Raw genomic sequence first — 19,715 nt, 5'->3', positions numbered from 1 at the left:
TGTTTTAGTTCACCCCATTTTTAAGGTTGATAAAAGAAATCTCGCTAAATTGTTGCTCTAAAAACTCGATTGCTCTTTTACTTCGCATACCAGATTTACAGTACACAATTACTGATTTATTTGTTGCTATTTCTTTAAATCGATGTGGTAATTCTCCTAAAGGGATATGTTGTCCATTAATATGATGTTGCTCACGCTCCCAATTTTCACGCACATCTAATAAATTATATTTCGGTAAATTCTTTTGAAGCTCATCAAAAGTAATTTCATTTTTTACGGCTTTTATTCCGCAGAAAAAATCATAATCTTTTTCTAATTCAGTTATTGGCGTATTTGTTGATTTTTCAAATTTCAATAGCATTTGACGCATACTTAACGTATCATACATCAATAACCTGTTTGCCAACACCTCTCCTATTTCGCAAATAATTTTAATCGTTTCGTTTGCTTGTAAGCCACCAATAATTCCTGGTAAAACTCCCAAAACGCCAATTTCAGAACAATTTGGAGATTCATCTGGTTTTGGTGGTGTTGGGTATAAACATCTATAAGTTGCACTTTCTTTATAATTAAAAACACTTACTTGGCCTTCAAACTTAAAAATTGCGCCATACACTAATGGCTTACCTGTTATTATTGCTGCATCATTTGTTAAATATCTTGTAGAAAAATTATCACTTCCATCAACAATAACATCATATTTTTCAAATAACAAAATCGCATTTTCGCTTGTTAATTTTTCTTTATAAACAGAAAAATTAACAAACGGATTTAGTTTTGATAAGCGTTTTGCTGCTGTTTCAGCTTTAGAGAAACCAATATCATCAATTGTATATAAAATTTGACGTTGTAAGTTACTTTGATCTACCACATCGTCATCTATAATTCCGATATTTCCAACACCCGCTGCAGTTAAATATTGCAATACAGGGCAACCCAATCCGCCAGCTCCAATCACCAAAACCTTTGCTTGTTTTAGTTTTAACTGTCCTTTTTCTCCTATTTTATCTAAAATAAGATGACGGTTGTACTGTTTTTGTTCCTGCGCTGTTAATTTCATTATTTTTCTATTAATTCAAACTGCTCCCAATCTTTCCAAACCACTTCTAATCCTTGAGATTTTAGCATTGTCACAACCTCTTCGGTGCTTCGTTCATCAGAAATTTCAAATTGCTCTAACGATTGTGGTTCTACCGAATATCCTCCAGGGTTTGTTTTAGATTCGGCACTGATTGATGTGGCTCCTAAATTAACAATATTATTCCTAAAAATTTCACTTTCTCTGGTTGACATTGACAACTCTACATCTTCATCAAACAAACGAAAAGCGCAAATTAATTGTACTAAATCGGCATCAGTCATTTCTACCTTTGGTTCTAATCCGCCAGAATGTGGTCGTAACCTCGGAAACGAAATTGAATACTTCGTTTTCCAATATGTTTTTTGTAAATATTTTAAGTGCAAGGCTGTAAAAAAACTATCGGCACGCCAATCTTCCAATCCGAATAAAGCACCCAATCCTATTTTATGAATTCCAGCTTTCCCTAACCTATCTGGCGTATCTAAACGGTAATCAAAATTAGATTTTTTCCCCTTCGGATGATGTTTCTTATACTCATCTCTATGATACGTTTCTTGATATACCAAGACCGCATACAGCCCTGCTTCAATTAACGATTCATATTCTTCTTGATCTAAAGGTTGCACTTCAATCGTAACATTTGAAAATTGAGAACGAATTAATTCGATTGCATTTTTTATATAAGCAACACCAACTGTTCTATTCGCTTCACCTGTAACTAACAAAATATGATCGTACCCTTTTTCTTTTAAAAAAGCCACTTCCTTTAAAATTTCAGTATCAGTTAAAGTCCGTCTAGGTATTTTATTCGTCATACTAAAACCACAGTATGTACAAATATTTTGGCATTCGTTACTTAAATACATTGGCGCATACATTTGTATGGTATTACCAAATCGTTTTTTAGTAAGCAAACTACTCTTCTGTGCCATTTGCTCGATGTACGGACGCGCAGCAGGAGATATTAATGCTTTAAAATCTTCTAAAGCAAGTTTATCTTTTGATAAAGCAAACTCAACCTCAGTAGTAGTTTTATGAAAGATACTTTTTAAGGTATCATCCCAATTATAAATATCGAAAAGTTCTTTAAAATTACTCATTTTTTAATTTAAAAATGATGTTAACGGGCTGCTTGCTACCGCTTGCTTTTGCACTGGTGCTAATTTTGCTTCATACGCCATTCTACCTGCTTCAACTCCCATTTTAAATGCCTTTGCCATAGCTACTGGATTTTGAGATACAGCAATTGCAGTGTTTACTAATACTGCATCAGCTCCTAATTCCATTGCATAAGCTGCATGAGACGGAGCGCCAATACCAGCATCAACAATTACAGGAACATTAGACTGCTCGATAATTATCTCTAAAAAATCTTGTGTTTTCAATCCTTTATTACTTCCAATCGGAGCGCCTAAAGGCATTACACATTGCGTACCTACCTCTTCTAATCGCTTACATAAAACAGGGTCGGCATGAATATAAGGCATTACTACAAATCCTTTTTTAACCAATTCTTCTGCCGCTTTTAAAGTTTCAATAGGATCGGGTAATAAATACCTAGGATCGGGATGTATTTCTAATTTTACCCAATTGGTTTCTAAAGCTTCTCTTGATAATTCTGCTGCAAAAACTGCTTCTTTAGCAGTACGAACACCTGATGTATTTGGTAATAAATTTATTCTAGAATGATTTAAGTGTGTTAAAATATCATCCTCTTCATCTTTTACATCAACTCTTTTTAAAGCAACGGTTATTAACTCACTTTCTGAAGCTAACAGTGCTTCTTTCATTAATTGCGAAGAACTAAACTTTCCTGTTCCTGTAAACAATCTTGAGTTAAATTCTTTATCGGCTATTTTTAATACTTTGTTCATTATTTTTTTTGGCTACTTATCGTCCATTTTATACACTTGTTCTTGTGTACTTGGCGCGTTTAATATTTTATGAAAAACAGGTATACTTGTAAAATCGTTGGTTATTGCTGCTGATACAGCAACACCGTAAACACCTGTTTGTATAATTTTTGTGGTATCATCTAATGTAATTCCACCTACCGCTATAATTGGAGTTTCAGTTTTTAATTCATCTAATAATACTTGATAACCTACGGTTCCTAAAACTGGACTTAAGTTCTTTTTTGTTTCTGTAAAACGAAAAGGTCCTAATCCAATATAATCTACTTTTTTTTCTAGTAATGTTTTACAATCTTCTAAGGTATTTGCCGTTCCGCCAATACTGTAAAATTTACCTAAATATGCGCGAACTTTTAACGGACAAGCATCTGATTTACCTAAATGAACACCATCAGCATTTACTTCTTTGGCTACTTTATAATGATCATTAATAATTAATCTAGTTTGAAAATGTCCTGTAATTTCTCGTGCTTTTTTTGCGGTTTCTAACAACGTTTTCGGATCAACTTTTTTTAATCGTAATTGCACCCATTCAACACCCGAGGCACAAGCTCTTTGAATATTTTCTAAATGCTCTTCGGGTGTATTTCCTTGTGTTATATAATGTAATTTACTTACCATTTTATTTGTAGTTATGAGTTCCTAACAAGGAATCGTTCGAGTTTAAAAATTGTTCTGTATATCGTTTTGTGTTTTTACAGGCATCTTCTAAAGAAAGTTCTAACGCTAAGTTAGCCGTTAATGCGGATGATAAAATACAACCACTTCCGTGTTTTTCATAAACTTTATTCGCTATTGGCGAAATATTTAATTGTACTATTTTATTATAATACACTTCATCCCATCCTTTTTTATCTTTTCTATGCCCTCCTTTTAAATAAAGGTTTGTTTTACTAGAAATAAACTCAATAGTTTCTTCAATATTTTTATCAGGAAACAAGGCTTTTATTTCATCATAATTTGGTGTTATAAAATCACAATTTTCTAATACTTGTTCGAGTGTTTTTAAGTTTTGACTTGTATGAAATTCAAATCCTGCACTGGCTTTTAAAATAGGATCTAACACTATTTTTATCTTCGGATTTAATCGTTTTAATATTTGAGTTACGTCTAACAAAACATCCCAAGATTCAATAATTCCTATTTTTACTACGGATATTGAGAATCGCTCAAACAAGGTTTTAATTTGATTGATGATTATTGTTTTATCAATCCAAACACAATCTTTAAAATCAACATCATTTTGAACAGTAACAGCAGTACAAACTGACAATCCATACAAACCGTGCGCCTCAAATGTTTTAATATCTGAAGTAATTCCTGCGCCACTTGACGGATCTAAACCTGCAATGGTTAATATGTAGTTGTTTTTATTCAACATGCTATTTATTTTGATTTGTTTCTGATAACAATAGTTAATATAAAATGTTCTCGTTACTTTTTTATTCCGTTATCACTTCATAAAAAACACTCGAACTGACATATAGTTCTCGACTGCGCTCGAACTGACAAACGAATAAAATTATTGAGTTAAACAATTTTTATATTGATACTTTATCTCTCTAAAACTTTCAATCGGATTTTCAGCATTCCAAACACCACCTAAAACACCAATTCCTTTAAATCCTAAGTCGATTGTTTTTGCAATGGTTTCTTTATTAATTCCGCCCATTCCTAAAATTGATTTATCGATATGGTTTACATCAAAACCTCTTCCTTCATATCCTTTTTTAGAAATGGATGAAAAAACTGGACTCAATAAATGATAATCGAATTCAATATCACAAACTTCAATATCTTTAGGTTCGTGAAAAGAACTACTCATTGTTTTTCCTAACATATTCAAACCGATAAAATATCTACTTCCATTTTCTAAAGCGTCTCGTCTTTTTTGTTCTTGAAAATGGATTCCTTTTAAATTAAATTCATTCGTTAATTCATGAAAATAATGTACGATTATCTTATTATGAAATTTTGCATCAATTTTATTTAAATACGAAACGTGCTCTTCTAAATTTTTAAACGGTTTTCTTAAATGATAGTATTCTAAACCTGCTGCAAATAATTGATGTAGTATTTCAATTTCGTTTGCTACATCTTTTTCGGGGGCTATAAGTACTATCATATTCGTTTAATTTAGTCGCTTTTAATTTGGTGTAAAAATAACCTAATTTAATCTTGAAATAGCAGGTTTACCTTATCGTTTACTGCCTGTTATCACAGTTATTATTTTTCGGGTTAGGGATTGCAGTGGCATCCTTTTGCATTTTGTTCGAGTTAATTTATGCAGTAGAACGAAATAAATTAGTATCGAGAACTTGCAAAAGATATAACGGAAAGCCCGCCTACGCCTTAATAAAAAGGCGTAGGAACCTCCTAATTATTTTATAAATATACTTCTGAACCTTTCTCTTTAAATTCTTTCGATTTTTCGTCCATTCCTTTCTGAATCACCTCATTATCAATAATTTCGTTTTCAGCAGCAAAATCACGTACTTCTTGTGATATTTTCATAGAACAGAATTTTGGGCCACACATAGAACAGAAATGGGCAATTTTAGCGCCGGCAGCAGGCAACGTTTCATCGTGATATTCACGCGCGCGTTCTGGATCTAATCCTAAATTAAATTGATCTTCCCAACGGAACTCGAAACGCGCCATACTCAACGCATTATCTCTGTGCTGAGAACCTGGATGCCCTTTTGCTAAATCGGCTGCATGGGCTGCTAATTTATAAGTTACAACACCTACACGTACATCCTCTTTATTAGGCAATCCTAAATGTTCTTTTGGCGTTACGTAACACAACATGGCACAACCATACCAACCAATCATAGCGGCTCCGATACCCGAAGTAATGTGATCGTAACCTGGTGCAATATCAGTTGTTAAAGGCCCTAAAGTATAAAAAGGAGCTTCGTCACAAACTTCAATTTGCTTCTCCATATTTTCTTTAATCATGTGCATTGGCACATGTCCTAGCCCTTCAATAAAACACTGAACTTCATGCTTACGAGCAATCTGAGTTAACTCACCCAAGGTCTCTAACTCCGCAAATTGTGCTTCGTCATTTGCATCAGCAACCGAGCCTGGTCGTAATCCGTCACCTAAAGAAAAGGCAACATCATATTGCTTTAATATATCACAAATATCTTCGAAATGTGTGTATAAAAAACTTTCTTTATGATGTGCTAAACACCATTTTGCCATAATTGAACCTCCACGAGATACAATTCCTGTAACACGTTTTGCTGTCATTGGTACGTAACGTAACAAAACTCCGGCATGAATGGTAAAGTAATCTACTCCTTGTTCTGCTTGTTCAATTAACGTATCGCGGAAAATCTCCCACGTTAAATCCTCTGCAACTCCGTTTACTTTTTCTAAAGCTTGATATATTGGCACGGTACCTACTGGTACTGGAGAGTTACGGATAATCCACTCACGAGTTTCGTGAATATTTTCTCCGGTGGATAGATCCATAATATTATCTGCTCCCCAACGACAAGCCCAAACTGCTTTTTCTACTTCTTCTTCAATTGATGAAGTAACGGCGGAGTTACCAATATTGGCATTTATTTTTACTAAGAAGTTACGTCCTAAAATCATAGGTTCGGCTTCTGGGTGATTTATGTTTGATGGTATAATTGCTCGACCTCTTGCTACTTCTGATCGCACAAATTCTGGAGTAATTTTTTCTGGAATTGAAGCCCCAAAATGTTCGCCTTTATGTTGCTTTCTAATTTCGGTCATTTCATCTATTCGCTGATTTTCACGAATAGCGATGTATTCCATTTCTGGTGTAATAATTCCTTTTTTAGCATAATGTAATTGTGTTACATTTTGCCCTTTTTTAGCACGCATTGGTTTTTTAAGTAACTTAAAACGCATGTGATCTAAACTAGCGTCATTTAAACGCTCATTACAATATTCTGATGAATACGTATCTAATTGCTCAACATCTCCACGCTCTTTAATCCAAGGTTCACGAATACGTTCGATACCGCTATGAATATCAATTTCTTTAGTAGGATCGGTATATGGACCTGAAGTATCGTAAACGGTAACTGGTTCGTTTGGCGTTTTCTTTTTCGTCATAGAATCTACCGTATCACTTAACGAAATTTCACGCATGGCTACTTTAATTTGCGGGTGAATTTTTCCGCTTACATAAATTTTTTGCGAATTCGGAAACGGATTTCGTGTAATTCCGTTTTGCTTTGGAGCTGTGTCTTTGTTCTTCATTTAATTCTTAGTGTTTGTTTATTTTAAATTTAAAAATCATCCTCCTTGAGTAGACTTTATAATTAAAACAGCATCATTATTTTGAAGTAACTTTAAAGACCAATCCGTCCTTTTTACCACAGTACTATTTATAGCAATAGCAATTCCGTTTGTTTCAATTTTTAAATATTCAACAAACGCTTGTAATGTAAGGTTTTCTAAAATTTGATGGTCTTCTTGGTTTACTTTTATAGTAATCATATTTATAAAATATTACTGTAAACCATATGGTAGTAGCTCGATATAATTTATCGAAGATAACTTTTCCCTACGTTGGTATTAACCAAATCAGGTTCTAAGGATTTTTCTCAAACTAATTTAATAGCTACTCCTAAAGTTTACAAAGCAAATGTATTATTATTTTTTCACAAAATAAGTAAATCAATTATTTATATAAAATTTGTACCTTTAACTAAACATTCACAACTAATACTTATGAAAACATTTTATAAATATATTTTACTGATTCTATTCAGTTTAGGTATATCCCTAACTTCTTTTGCTCAAGAAAAAACCGATGCTATTTATTTATTAGACGGTAACCAAGGGAAAGGAAAAGTAACAGCTATCAATAAAAATAATATTAAATTTATTTATAGCGGAGAAACTTTAGAATTTAATATTGAAAAATCTACCATTCAAAAAATTGTTTTTTCTTCAGGAAGAACACAAGTATTTAATCAGCCAAAAACAATAGAAAAAGTAGCTAATTCTGCTGAAAGAAAAAGTAGAATTGCTGTATTACCTGTTGATTATATTACGAATGATAAAAGTATAATGATTGATGCTATGAGTAGTAAAATTCAAAATTCTACTACTAGTTCTTTAAAAAAGAACACTTCTATTTTATTAAAAGTACAAGATCCTAGAACTACCAATGCTTTATTGGCTAAAAAAGGAATAACTGCAGCGCAACTAAAAGCCATTTCGCCTAAAGAAATTGCTTTAGTTTTAGGAGTTGAATATGTTCTTTATAACACTACAAATGTTGTTAACAAAGGAACCGTAACAACCGGAACAGGAGTTACAACTTATAAAAACAAAAAAACAAAAGACAACAGTAGGTATAGACGTAATAAAACTAATAATTCTGGATTAGCGATTTCAACCAACAGCTCTAGATCTAGAGTTAATTACGATACTCGAGTAAGTTTAAATATTTATAATGATAAAGGTGACAACCTTTTTAATGATGATAAAAGAGCATTTGGTAGCGGTTTAGACTCTTACGATAGTGCTTTAAATTATTTAATTAAACGTACTCCTTTTGGTACAAAAGCAAGAAAAAGGTAACTTTTTTGCTAATTATTAAACTAAAAAGGTGCTATTGAAAATTTCAATAGCACCTTTTTTTTATAAAAACCATTTTTTTAAAACACAGTACTTACTGTTTTTGTTACTGCATCTAAAATTGAAAAAGCAGTTTCTGCCATTTTATTACCTTTTAAATCTAGCAACGGATTTACTTCAACAAACTCAACACAAGCTACTTTTTTACTTGCTAATAATTTATTAATTATTTCAACAATTTCTTTATCGTCAAATCCTTTTGGCACTGGTGTTCCTGTTCCGTAAGAAATCATATCACAGTCCATCGAATCTACATCAAAAGAAACATAAATAACATCGCAATTTGTTAACTTATCTAATGCTTCATTTACACAAACTTCTAAACCTCTATAACGAACTTCTGCAACCATATAGTTTTTAATACCATATTTTTCCATTTGTTTTTCTTCAGGTTCTTCAGTATCTCTTACTCCAAAAAAAACAATATCCTCAGGTAGTACTTTTTGCCCAGGTATAGCTATGTTTTTCATTCTATCCCATAATTCGGCCGTTTCTCTATCAACATCATTTATCTGACAATCTAAATTATCATCAGAAATTGCAGCTCCTAATGGCATTCCATGGATGTTTCCTGAAGGCGAAGTATAAGGTGTGTGTAAATCTCCGTGAGCATCAATCCAAATTACTCCAACTCTTTTGGTTGGATAAGCAGCTTTAACGCCACTTATGGTTCCTAAGGCAGATGAATGATCTCCTGAAAGTACTATTGGAAACTTATCTTCTTGTAAATTTACTTTTACGTGATTACTTAATCTTTTACATTGATTAAAAACACTATTGATTTGTTTACCAAATGAATTATTTTTTTTATTATAAATAGATTCATTTTCTGTTATCACATCTTCAAAATCAAATCGATCAAAAAAATCGTTATTATGATTTATTGCGGCTATTTCAATAGCATCTATTCCCATATCAGAACCTCTTGTTCCGGCTCCAATATCAGATCTGTTTTTGATAATTTTAATTTCTTTCATCATCAATTATATTTAATAAAAAAATGTCATTTAAAAATTAAATGACATTTTGGGTTATTTTATCTTTTGTTAATTTCAACAAATTCTCTAAGGTTTGCCCCTGTATAAACTTGACGAGGACGACCAATTGGCTCTTTACCTAAGCGCATTTCTCTCCATTGAGCAATCCATCCTGGTAAACGACCTAAAGCAAACATAACAGTAAACATTTCTACAGGAATCCCCATAGCTCTATAAATAATACCTGAATAGAAATCTACATTAGGATATAATTTACGTTTTACAAAATACTCATCATTTAATGCTTCTTGTTCTAATCCTTTCGCAATTTCTAAAATAGGATCGTTAACTCCTAAATTAGCTAATACTTCATCGGCTGCAACTTTAATAATTTTTGCTCTTGGATCAAAATTCTTATAAACACGGTGTCCGAATCCCATTAAACGGAAAGGATCGTTTTTATCTTTCGCTTTTGCCATGTATTTTTTAGTATCTCCACCATCTTCTTTAATTGCTTCAAGCATTTCTAAAACTGCTTGATTTGCGCCACCGTGTAATGGTCCCCAAAGTGCAGAAATTCCTGCAGAAAGAGAAGCAAATAAACCTGCATGAGAAGATCCTACAATTCTTACTGTAGATGTAGAACAATTTTGTTCGTGATCTGCATGTAAGATTAATAATTTATCTAAAGCGTTTTTAATTACTGGATTTATTTCAAAATCTTCATTAGGTTGTTCAAACATCATTTTCATAACGTTTTCTACATATCCTAATTTTTTTGATCCATAATTTAAAGGTAATCCTTGTTTTTTACGCATTGCCCAAGCAACTAACACTGGAAACTTTGCTAATATTTTAACAATTGCGCGATACATATCCTCCTCAGAATCAACATTTACAGAAGATGGATTAAATGCTACTAACGCACTTGTTAATGATGATAATACGCCCATTGGATGCGCATTTTTAGGAAAAGCTTCGATGATTTTTTTAATATCTTCATCTACAATTGCTTTTTCTCTAATATCATTATGAAACTTTTCTAATTGTGCTTCGTTTGGTAATTCTCCAAAAATCAATAAAAAGGCAACTTCTAAAAAATCTGCTTTTTCAGCTAATTCTTCTATCGAATATCCTCTATAACGTAAAACTCCTTCTTCACCATTTAAAAATGTAATAGCACTTTGACAAGAACCTGTATTTTTATATCCTGGATCAATAGTAATAACACCTTCAGAAACTCCTCTTAATGCTTTAATATCAATCGCAGTTTCATTTTCTGTTCCTTTAATTAACGGGAACTCATACGTCTTTTCACCAATTTGTAGTTTTGCTATATCTGACATTTTTATCTCTTAAATTTTAATGATTGAAGTTAGTTGCGAAGATACCATTTTTTGTAGTATTTTAAAAGTGAGTTTTAATTGTTTTTCACTATCTATAAATAGCTTTATTTTATTACTGAAACCATATAAAAACAAAGTCTTACAAACATGTGTTTGTAAGACTTTTGTTTTCTATATTTTTATTATTTATTTAAGCAAAACTTGTTTCGAATTCTCATCATGAAATACTATTTATGACAATAATGCGATTCTGAAGTAAATTTAAACTGATGTGTTATTATGTTAGATTATAGTTCAAATTAGAAACCAATATAAAGATTCGCTAATTTAGTTTTTAATCTGATTTTCATGAATATTCTTCATAATTCGTTTAAAACCTTTTATAATTATATTATTTGTGCTTGTTGAAAAAGCTAAATTATCATTACTTTCTGATATATGCATTCTTCCAATAACTGATTGAGAATATAATATATCTAATAAATTTAAATCATAAATATCTATCCTAATTTCGCCTATATTTTCAACAGATGAAATTACTTTACCTATTTCTAAATCTCCAACTTCATCTGAAATTACAGTAGCGTTAATCTTTATAAAAAAATCATATCCTGTTCCGTTTTTAATATCTCTTAAATCTGTTTTATTAAGATTAGTAGTTATATTAGCTGGTAGTAAGATTCCTCTAGTAGTATTTACATCAGAAAAACGATTTCCTAATAATGCTATAAACTTCTCGTTCGCTATATTCGTTAAACTTTCTTTTATACTTTTAGGAGCTTCAACAGTATGTAATAACCATTTGCCTTTTTTAAAATCTAAACGTGAATTTACATTTCCTGAATGGGTATATTTTATTGAATGACATGCTGTAAGGATTAAAACTACAAATAAAACAAGTATTTTTTTCATACATTTTAATTATCTTAAAAAGAGACTGTTTAAAGCAGTCTCTTTTATCTTTTTATAAATCAAACCCTAAATTTAACTGAATCATTAACGGAAAATAATATCCTTTACCGTTAGTATCAAAATAATAAATTGGCCCCATATCAAACAAAAAATGAAAGTTTTTACCATAAGTTCGTTGAATTCCCCAAGTAGGTCCCACCGCAAAATCTAACCCATCAGTTCCATTAGAATTACCGAATAGTGATTCACTTCTTGTTAAAAATCTTGCAGACACAAAATTACCCGTATTATTAGCCGTTTTTAAACCTTTACTTTTACGTTTATCAAAATTATAAAACCATTTGTGTTGTATATCTACAAAAGGGTTGAAAGAAGTTATTGCTCCAGAACCAACTCCTACATCTGTATGTGGATAACTTACACTATAACCTAAACCTGCTCCAACAGAAAGTGTTCTATTATTTCCCGTAGGCATTTCGTATTCTACTCCTGGATTTAAAAAATTAACTCTCCATACTTTTTTAGTATTTTTTTCTTGAGAATTTATATTAATACTTATTGATATAAGTATTGAAAATATTAAAAATTTTGTACTTTTTTTAATTATCATAATAATTTCTAATTTTCTTTTTTCTTTATTTGTAAACCTCTCCATTCGTTTCCTCTTCTTGCAATACCATAAAAATCAAGCTCTTTAAACCTGTATTTACCTACAAAGTTTTTCCCTGTTAATAAATCTCCTACTGTTTTGACCCAGTCTGTTTTTAACTCTCCATCAATAACCTCGGCTGATATCTGTCCAGCAAACTCAGAAACTATATTTCTTTGAACTTCATCAGTATTATATTTTCTTTTAAACTCATTAAAATATAACAAATCTATTTCTTTTGAACTTTTTTGAACTGTCACAAAAAAATCTTCTCTTTGTGAATTTGCCTGTTTTTTAAAATAATCTACCCCTAGTTTATAAATTGCTCTTATGTTTGAATCACTCAACACATTATAATTTATTTCTTTATCCACAGTATAACCTAATACTTCACCTACATAAATATTTAGTATGGCATCATCATTATATTTAAAATATGGAACTCCTTTATTTGCCAAAACTTTTATGCTTACAGGCTCAAAAACACCATTATTCTCAATCTTAAAACTATCATTGTGTATATATATTGGCTCTCTAGGATTAGAGTTAGGAAAAACTTCATTTAGTGTTAAAGTCTCTATTTTAGGTTTAGGTAAATCATATAAAACAGCATGGATTTTATTAACTCCTAGTATTATTTCATCAGAATCGACATTATTCCACCAAAACCATCCTTCTTTATGTGTTTCAGCCTCAATACCTAATGACCTATACACTAAATAGCTTTGATTATGATAATCTAATTCAAAACGATAGTCTCTATTACTAAAGTATTTATGAGCATATCTATATGTACCAAATATATTCTGAAACCAATTGTCACCTGGGTTAGTTACTATATCTAAATTCTTTATAATTTCAAATAATGCTGCTCTGTCAGTTTTCGGATCACCTTTAGTACTTGTAGTACCTCCTGTATAACCAGACCCCCCTCCATAAGAACCTTCTCCACAACCATATTCATCTATTGGTGCAATATATCTAAAAACATCTGGTTCCATTTGTCTAATTCCTCCTTCAGTTTCTCTAAGTTCACAAATCGGCATAGCTAATTTACTTGCTCTTTTATATGTTTTAAATGCTGTATTTCTTATTTTAGTACTATCTTTTAAATCTCCAAAAAATAATCCTTTTGGTGTAAATTTATAAAGAGAATTTTCTACAATTATTTCTCCCTCATCATTGATAAAAGCAGCAAAGTTTTTATCTCCTATCAAAGTAGAAATATCAATAAAATTAGAATTCTTATTTCTTAATTTCTTTTTGCTATTTATCTTCTCTAATAAATAAGTATTCTTTGGATTAACAATAGGCTCTAAAGGTATAAAACCTTTTTCATAAAAGTCTTCAAAATAATTTTCTTTGGTTTCTTTCGATTGTTTTTTAAATAAATCAATTTTAGAAGCTAAATCTTCTTTTGAATTAAAATTAAACTTCCCATTTTCTAATGATGCACTCAATAATAAAATTGATTCTTGTTCAATAGGAATATCTTCTGATGCTTTGTCCTCACATGACACTATTAAAAAGTAAGTAAGTAAGTAAGTAAGTAAGTAAGTAATAACGCTTTTTTCATATCTATATTATTTTAATTAAGCAGCCAAAACTAAGTTATCTTTTATTATCATACAATACCCAATACCCCTATTCATTCATTAGGGTTAACCCTAATAGAAATAGGGTTAACCCTAAATACGTTAACACTTTTTTAACATTTTAAATTTCAAACACATGAAAAAACTTTTTGCACATTCTAAGCCTTGCCGTTTAAACGACAAGGCTTAGAATATTAATTCTTAAAATATTATCTAAATTACTTTATTTTAAATGCTTTTTCTTGTGGATAATATGCAACATCATCCAATTCTTCTTCAATACGTAAAAGCTGATTGTATTTTGCCATACGATCTGAACGAGAAGCCGAACCTGTTTTAATTTGTCCACAGTTTAATGCAACCGCTAAATCGGCAATTGTATTATCTTCTGTTTCTCCAGAACGGTGACTCATTACTGAGGTATATCCTGCATTGTGTGCCATATTTACAGCAGCAATTGTTTCGGTTAACGTACCTATTTGGTTTACTTTAATTAAAATAGAATTTGCTATTCCGTTTTCAATTCCTCTAGATAAACGCTCTACATTGGTTACGTATAAATCATCACCAACTAATTGCACTTTATCTCCACAAATTTCTGTTAAGTATTTCCATCCGTCCCAGTCATTTTCATCCATACCATCTTCAATAGAAATAATAGGATACTTAGCTGCTAATTCTGCTAAATAATCAGCTTGTTCTTTGCTTGAACGTACTTTTCCTTTAGCTCCTTCAAACTTAGTATAATCGTATTTTCCATCTACAAAAAATTCGGCAGCAGCACAATCTAAAGCAATCATTACTTCTTCGCCAAATTTGTACCCTGCATTTTTAGTTGCCAATGCAATTGTTTCAATCGCATCTTCAGTACCATCTAAAGTTGGTGCAAAACCACCTTCATCACCAACAGCTGTAGATAAATTACGATCGTGTAATACTTTTTTAAGGTTGTGAAAAATTTCTGAACCAATTTGCATTGCTTCTGTAAAGTTTTTAGCTTTTACAGGCATTACCATAAATTCTTGAAATGCAATTGGTGCATCAGAATGCGAACCTCCGTTAATGATATTCATCATTGGTACAGGTAATGTATTTGCTGATACTCCACCAACATAACGATATAAAGGTAAACCTAACTCATTTGCTGCTGCTTTTGCTGCTGCCAATGACACACCTAAAATAGCATTTGCGCCTAATTTAGATTTGTTTGGTGTTCCGTCTAAATCAATCATCATTTGATCGATCATGTTTTGTTCAAAAACTGATACTCCTAATAATTCTTGAGCAATTAATGTATTTACATTTTTTACTGCGTTTAGCACACCTTTACCCATATAATCTTTTCCACCATCTCGTAACTCTACGGCTTCGTGTTCTCCTGTAGATGCTCCAGACGGAACAGCTGCTCTACCGATTACTCCGTTTTCTGTAGTTACATCAACCTCTACAGTTGGGTTACCTCTTGAATCGAAAATTTGACGTGCGTGAATGTTGATTATAATACTCATAATTATTTATTTTTAATATAGATTCCCGTGAAATTTAACTCACGGGAATGCTAATTTTTATCCTTGCTAATTTACTAATTGTTGTTGATTTTGGCTCTTTTCTTAATCATTAATTACGAAAACGATTACGCTTCAACTTTTGCTTTTTTGATGTTTTCTATAAATTCATCAAATAAATATTCTGCATCATGTGGTCCTGGACTTGCCTCTGGGTGATATTGTACTGAAAATACATTTTTAGATTTCATTCTAATACCTGCAACCGTATGATCGTTTAAATGTACGTGTGTAATTTCAACATCATTATGTGCTTCTGTTTCTTCTCTATTAATTGCAAATCCGTGGTTTTGAGAAGTTATTTCTCCTTTACCTGTAAGTAAGTTTTTTACTGGATGATTAATACCTCGGTGACCGTTGTGCATTTTGTAAGTAGAAATTCCGTTTGCCAATGCTATTACTTGATGCCCTAAACAAATACCAAAAAGTGGTTTATCATTTTTAATAATATCTTTAGCTGTATTTATTGCTTCTAATAAAGGTTCTGGATCTCCAGGTCCGTTAGAAATAAAGTATCCATCAGGATTAAAATCACTCATTTCTTTAAAAGTAGCGTTGTAAGGGTACACTTTTACGTACGCTCCTCTTTTTACTAAATTTCTTAAAATATTCTTTTTAATACCGATATCTAAGGCAGAAACTTTTATTGGCGAATTTTCATCTCCAACAAAATAAGGCTCTTTTGTTGATACTTTAGAGGCTAACTCTAAACCTTCCATATTAGGAATATCCGCTAACTGTTTTTTCAATGCATCAATATTATCTACTTCTGTAGAAATAATAGCATTCATTGCTCCATTATCTCTAATGTACGAAACTAATGCTCGCGTATCTACATCAGAAATTGCAACTAAATTGTGTTCTTTAAACCAATCAAATAAATTTCCATCAGAATCTACACGTGAATGTGTAAAACTAAAATTACGACAAATTAAACCTGATATTTTAATTCCTTCAGACTCTACTTCTTTATTGTTTATACCATAATTACCAATATGTGCATTGGTAGTTACCATAATTTGACCGAAGTAAGAAGGATCTGTAAATACTTCTTGATAACCAGTCATTCCGGTGTTAAAACAAATTTCTCCAGTTGATGTTCCTTCTATACCAATAGACTTACCATAGAAAATAGTTCCGTCTGCTAATAAAACTAATGCTTTTTTACGTTGTTGATATTTCATTTAGTGTGTGTTGTGTAATTTGATTGCAAAAATATAAAAAAAGGGATAAACATTAAATGTTTATCCCTTTGATATAATTTATAAAAATTTTCATTTTTATTCTTCTTCTTGTGAAGTTTGAGTTTCAACAGCTGCATCAGTTGTTTTAGCTCCACCACGACGGCTACGACGAGTGTTTTTCTTAGCTTTGTTTCCTTTCGGGTTGTATAATTCGTTGTAATCAACTAATTCTACCATTGCCATAGGAGCATTATCTCCCTGACGGTTTCCTAACTTGATAATACGAACATAACCTCCAGGTCTGTCAGCTACTTTTACTGATACTTCTTTAAATAATTCAGTAACAGCAAATTTATTACGTAAGTAACTAAATACTACACGACGGTTGTGTGTTGTGTCTTCTTTAGACTTTGTAATTAATGGTTCAACAAACATACGTAAAGCTTTCGCTTTAGCAACAGTTGTGTTAATACGCTTGTGTTCAATTAATGAACAAGACATATTTGCTAACATCGCTTTTCTGTGCGCTGTTTGTCTTCCTAAATGATTAAATTTCTTTCCGTGTCTCATGACATTTGGTTTTTAGCTCTCATCTTGCTACTACCATTTAAGGGAGCAAAATATGAAAGGTTAATCTCTATCTAATTTGTATTTACTTAAGTCCATTCCGAAATTAAGGCTTTTATTTGCCACTAACTCATCTAATTCAGTTAATGATTTTTTACCAAAGTTTCTAAATTTCATTAAATCACTTTTGTTAAATGATACTAAGTCTCCTAAAGTATCAACTTCTGCAGCTTTTAAACAGTTTAAAGCACGAACTGATAAATCCATATCAACTAATTTCGTCTTTAATAACTGACGCATATGTAATGATTCTTCATCATATGTTTCAGTTTGAGCAATTTCATCTGCCTCTAAAGTGATACGCTCATCAGAGAATAACATAAAGTGGTGGATTAAAATTTTAGCTGCTTCTGTTAAGGCATCTTTAGGATTGATAGAACCATCAGTATCGATATCGAAAACTAATTTTTCGTAATCTGTCTTTTGTTCTACACGAAAATTTTCAATGGCATATTTTACATTCTTTATTGGAGTGTAAATTGAATCAGTGAAAATTGTTCCTAATGGTGCACCTGCTCTTTTATTTTCTTCTGCTGGTACGAAACCTCTACCTTTTTCGATAGTAATTTCGGCATTAAAACTTACTGATTTATCCATGTTACAAATTACTAAATCTGGATTTAGTACTTGAAAACCTGAAGTAAACTTTTGTAAGTCTCCTGCAGTTAATTGCTCTTGACCTGATACTGCTATTGATACTGTTTCTCTATCAGTCTCTTCAATTTGTTTCTTAAAACGAACTTGTTTTAAGTTTAAGATGATTTCTGTTACATCTTCTACAACTCCTTGAATTGTTGAGAACTCATGTTCAACACCATCCATGCGTAATGATGTAATTGCAAACCCTTCTAAAGAAGATAATAATACTCTTCTTAAAGCGTTACCAACTGTTAATCCAAAACCTGGTTCAAGAGGTCTGAACTCAAATCTACCAGAAAAATCTGTAGATTCAATCATTATTACTTTATCAGGCTTCTGAAAATTTAAAATTGCCATATTTTCTTCGTTTTAATTGTTATTTAGTTGCGCGGTACGTAAGTCTGAAGAAAATCAAACATACCCTTTGGCTAAATACCAATAGGTTTAATTTATTATTTAGAATATAATTCTACAATTAATTGTTCTTTGATATTCTCAGGAATCTGTAATCTTTCTGGAGCTTTAATAAAAGTTCCTGATTTTTGATCAGAATTCCAGCTTAACCATTCGTAAACATTGCTGTTAGATGCTAAAGAATCTTCAATAGCTACTAATGATTTAGATTTTTCTCTAACTGCTACAACATCACCTGCTTGTAAGCTATAAGATGGAATGTTAACGATTTCTCCATTCACAGTAATGTGACGGTGAGATACTAATTGACGTCCACCTCTTCTTGAGTTAGCAATTCCTAAACGGAAAACAACATTATCTAAACGAGATTCACAAAGTTGTAATAAAACTTCACCTGTAATTCCTTTAGATGCTGATGCTTTTTTGAATAAGTTACTAAACTGACGCTCTAAAATACCATAAGAGTATTTTGCTTTTTGCTTCTCCATTAATTGAGTTGCATATTCAGATTTTTTACCTCTTCTTCTAGCGTTTCCGTGTTGTCCTGGAGGATAATTTCTTTTTTCAAAGTTTTTATCGTCTCCAAAAATTGCTTCACCAAATTTACGAGCAATTTTAGTTTTTGGTCCTGTATATCTTGCCATTTCTAATTATTTTAGTAGGGATTATGAATTAAGGCTTACTCCTTCGATAATCTTTATCCTACTGTTGTTAAAATACTTTTTTATTGCGCACAAAAGTACGCTAAATAAAAGTATAAGTTGAATTAAATCAACTTATACTCTTCTTCTTTTTGGAGGACGACATCCGTTATGAGGAATTGGAGTAACATCAATAATTTCTGTTACCTCGATTCCAGCATTATGAATAGATCTGATTGCAGATTCTCTACCGTTACCTGGTCCTTTAACATACACCTTTACTTTACGTAAACCTGCTTCTTTTGCTACGTTAGCACAATCTTCTGCGGCTAATTGAGCTGCGTAAGGAGTGTTCTTTTTAGAACCTCTGAACCCCATTTTACCTGCAGATGACCAAGAAATAACGTCACCTTTTTTGTTTGTTAAAGAAATAATAATATTGTTGAAAGATGCAGTTACGTGAGCTTCACCAACTGATTCTATTACAACTTTACGTTTTTTTGTTACTTTAGACTTTGCCATGATTATTATAGTTTTA

General features: G+C 31.6%; 20 protein-coding genes and 1 riboswitch. Of the genes, 1 reads left to right on the top strand and 19 read right to left on the bottom strand.

The annotated features are described in order from the left end of the window. Positions 1 to 4: 4 nt before the first annotated feature. The 8 genes from moeB to thiS form a co-directional block, all read right to left on the bottom strand. Positions 5 to 1,060, bottom strand: a complete 1,056-nt coding sequence (gene moeB, locus ACN5J5_RS09160) for a molybdopterin-synthase adenylyltransferase MoeB (protein ID WP_418644607.1) — start codon at positions 1,058 to 1,060, stop codon at positions 5 to 7. Continuing rightward, on the bottom strand, positions 1,060 to 2,181 hold the full coding sequence (thiH, locus tag ACN5J5_RS09155; protein ID WP_418644606.1) for a 2-iminoacetate synthase ThiH: 1,122 nt from the start codon (positions 2,179 to 2,181) through the stop codon (positions 1,060 to 1,062). The genes moeB and thiH overlap by 1 nt, the downstream gene beginning before the upstream one ends. Positions 2,182 to 2,184: 3 nt before the next feature. Continuing rightward, a complete protein-coding gene (locus ACN5J5_RS09150) occupies positions 2,185 to 2,955 on the bottom strand; it encodes a thiazole synthase (protein ID WP_418644605.1) in 771 nt (256 codons plus the stop codon). Positions 2,956 to 2,967: 12 nt separating this feature from the next. Further along, entirely contained in the window at positions 2,968 to 3,615 is a 648-nt protein-coding gene (thiE, locus tag ACN5J5_RS09145) for a thiamine phosphate synthase (protein WP_418644604.1), read from the bottom strand. Position 3,616: 1 nt separating this feature from the next. Continuing rightward, positions 3,617 to 4,375, bottom strand: a complete 759-nt coding sequence (locus tag ACN5J5_RS09140; protein ID WP_418644603.1) for a hydroxymethylpyrimidine/phosphomethylpyrimidine kinase — start codon at positions 4,373 to 4,375, stop codon at positions 3,617 to 3,619. A 141-nt stretch (positions 4,376 to 4,516) separates the two neighbouring features. Beyond that, on the bottom strand, positions 4,517 to 5,119 hold the full coding sequence (locus tag ACN5J5_RS09135) for a thiamine phosphate synthase (RefSeq protein WP_418644602.1): 603 nt from the start codon (positions 5,117 to 5,119) through the stop codon (positions 4,517 to 4,519). Positions 5,120 to 5,379: 260 nt separating this feature from the next. Then, the gene (gene thiC, locus ACN5J5_RS09130) at positions 5,380 to 7,239 is read right to left on the bottom strand and encodes a phosphomethylpyrimidine synthase ThiC (protein WP_418644601.1); all 1,860 of its coding nucleotides are present in this window, start codon (positions 7,237 to 7,239) and stop codon (positions 5,380 to 5,382) included. A 36-nt stretch (positions 7,240 to 7,275) separates the two neighbouring features. Continuing rightward, the gene (thiS, locus tag ACN5J5_RS09125; RefSeq protein WP_418644600.1) at positions 7,276 to 7,479 is read right to left on the bottom strand and encodes a sulfur carrier protein ThiS; all 204 of its coding nucleotides are present in this window, start codon (positions 7,477 to 7,479) and stop codon (positions 7,276 to 7,278) included. Positions 7,480 to 7,526: 47 nt separating this feature from the next. Then, positions 7,527 to 7,621: riboswitch (TPP riboswitch) on the bottom strand. A 92-nt stretch (positions 7,622 to 7,713) separates the two neighbouring features. Between thiS and ACN5J5_RS09120 the strand changes: the two genes are divergently transcribed. Next, complete coding sequence (locus ACN5J5_RS09120; protein ID WP_418644599.1) at positions 7,714 to 8,571, top strand: hypothetical protein; 858 nt, start codon at positions 7,714 to 7,716, stop codon at positions 8,569 to 8,571. A 77-nt stretch (positions 8,572 to 8,648) separates the two neighbouring features. Here the strand turns inward: ACN5J5_RS09120 and ACN5J5_RS09115 are convergent, their stop codons facing one another. From ACN5J5_RS09115 to rpsK, 11 genes are all read right to left on the bottom strand, one after another. Then, entirely contained in the window at positions 8,649 to 9,608 is a 960-nt protein-coding gene (locus ACN5J5_RS09115; RefSeq protein ID WP_418644598.1) for an arginase, read from the bottom strand. A 56-nt stretch (positions 9,609 to 9,664) separates the two neighbouring features. Continuing rightward, positions 9,665 to 10,951 (bottom strand): citrate synthase, encoded by a 1,287-nt coding sequence (locus ACN5J5_RS09110; RefSeq protein WP_418644597.1) that lies wholly within the window; start codon positions 10,949 to 10,951, stop codon positions 9,665 to 9,667. Between the two features lie 327 nt (positions 10,952 to 11,278). Next, the gene (locus ACN5J5_RS09105; protein WP_418644596.1) at positions 11,279 to 11,863 is read right to left on the bottom strand and encodes a hypothetical protein; all 585 of its coding nucleotides are present in this window, start codon (positions 11,861 to 11,863) and stop codon (positions 11,279 to 11,281) included. 52 nt (positions 11,864 to 11,915) lie between these two features. Beyond that, entirely contained in the window at positions 11,916 to 12,518 is a 603-nt protein-coding gene (locus ACN5J5_RS09100) for a hypothetical protein (protein WP_418644595.1), read from the bottom strand. After that, positions 12,482 to 14,032, bottom strand: coding sequence for a hypothetical protein (locus ACN5J5_RS09095; RefSeq protein ID WP_418644594.1), 1,551 nt, complete (start codon positions 14,030 to 14,032; stop codon positions 12,482 to 12,484). The genes ACN5J5_RS09100 and ACN5J5_RS09095 overlap by 37 nt, the downstream gene beginning before the upstream one ends. A 293-nt stretch (positions 14,033 to 14,325) precedes the next feature. Then, entirely contained in the window at positions 14,326 to 15,615 is a 1,290-nt protein-coding gene (eno, locus tag ACN5J5_RS09090) for a phosphopyruvate hydratase (RefSeq protein WP_418644593.1), read from the bottom strand. A 125-nt stretch (positions 15,616 to 15,740) separates the two neighbouring features. After that, complete coding sequence (gene carA / locus ACN5J5_RS09085) at positions 15,741 to 16,856, bottom strand: glutamine-hydrolyzing carbamoyl-phosphate synthase small subunit (protein WP_418644592.1); 1,116 nt, start codon at positions 16,854 to 16,856, stop codon at positions 15,741 to 15,743. 96 nt (positions 16,857 to 16,952) lie between these two features. Beyond that, complete coding sequence (gene rplQ, locus ACN5J5_RS09080; RefSeq protein WP_418644591.1) at positions 16,953 to 17,426, bottom strand: 50S ribosomal protein L17; 474 nt, start codon at positions 17,424 to 17,426, stop codon at positions 16,953 to 16,955. A 60-nt stretch (positions 17,427 to 17,486) separates the two neighbouring features. Beyond that, a complete protein-coding gene (locus tag ACN5J5_RS09075) occupies positions 17,487 to 18,479 on the bottom strand; it encodes a DNA-directed RNA polymerase subunit alpha (protein ID WP_418644590.1) in 993 nt (330 codons plus the stop codon). Between the two features lie 95 nt (positions 18,480 to 18,574). Then, on the bottom strand, positions 18,575 to 19,180 hold the full coding sequence (gene rpsD, locus ACN5J5_RS09070; RefSeq protein WP_068703468.1) for a 30S ribosomal protein S4: 606 nt from the start codon (positions 19,178 to 19,180) through the stop codon (positions 18,575 to 18,577). 132 nt (positions 19,181 to 19,312) lie between these two features. Further along, positions 19,313 to 19,699, bottom strand: a complete 387-nt coding sequence (rpsK, locus tag ACN5J5_RS09065; protein WP_068703467.1) for a 30S ribosomal protein S11 — start codon at positions 19,697 to 19,699, stop codon at positions 19,313 to 19,315. Positions 19,700 to 19,715: the final 16 nt, after the last annotated feature.

Source organism: Tenacibaculum insulae (assembly GCF_964512435.1).
GTDB lineage: Bacteria > Bacteroidota > Bacteroidia > Flavobacteriales > Flavobacteriaceae > Polaribacter > Polaribacter insulae_A.
Note: the sequence above shows the minus strand (reverse complement) of the source record. Positions and strands in the feature narration are given on the sequence as shown.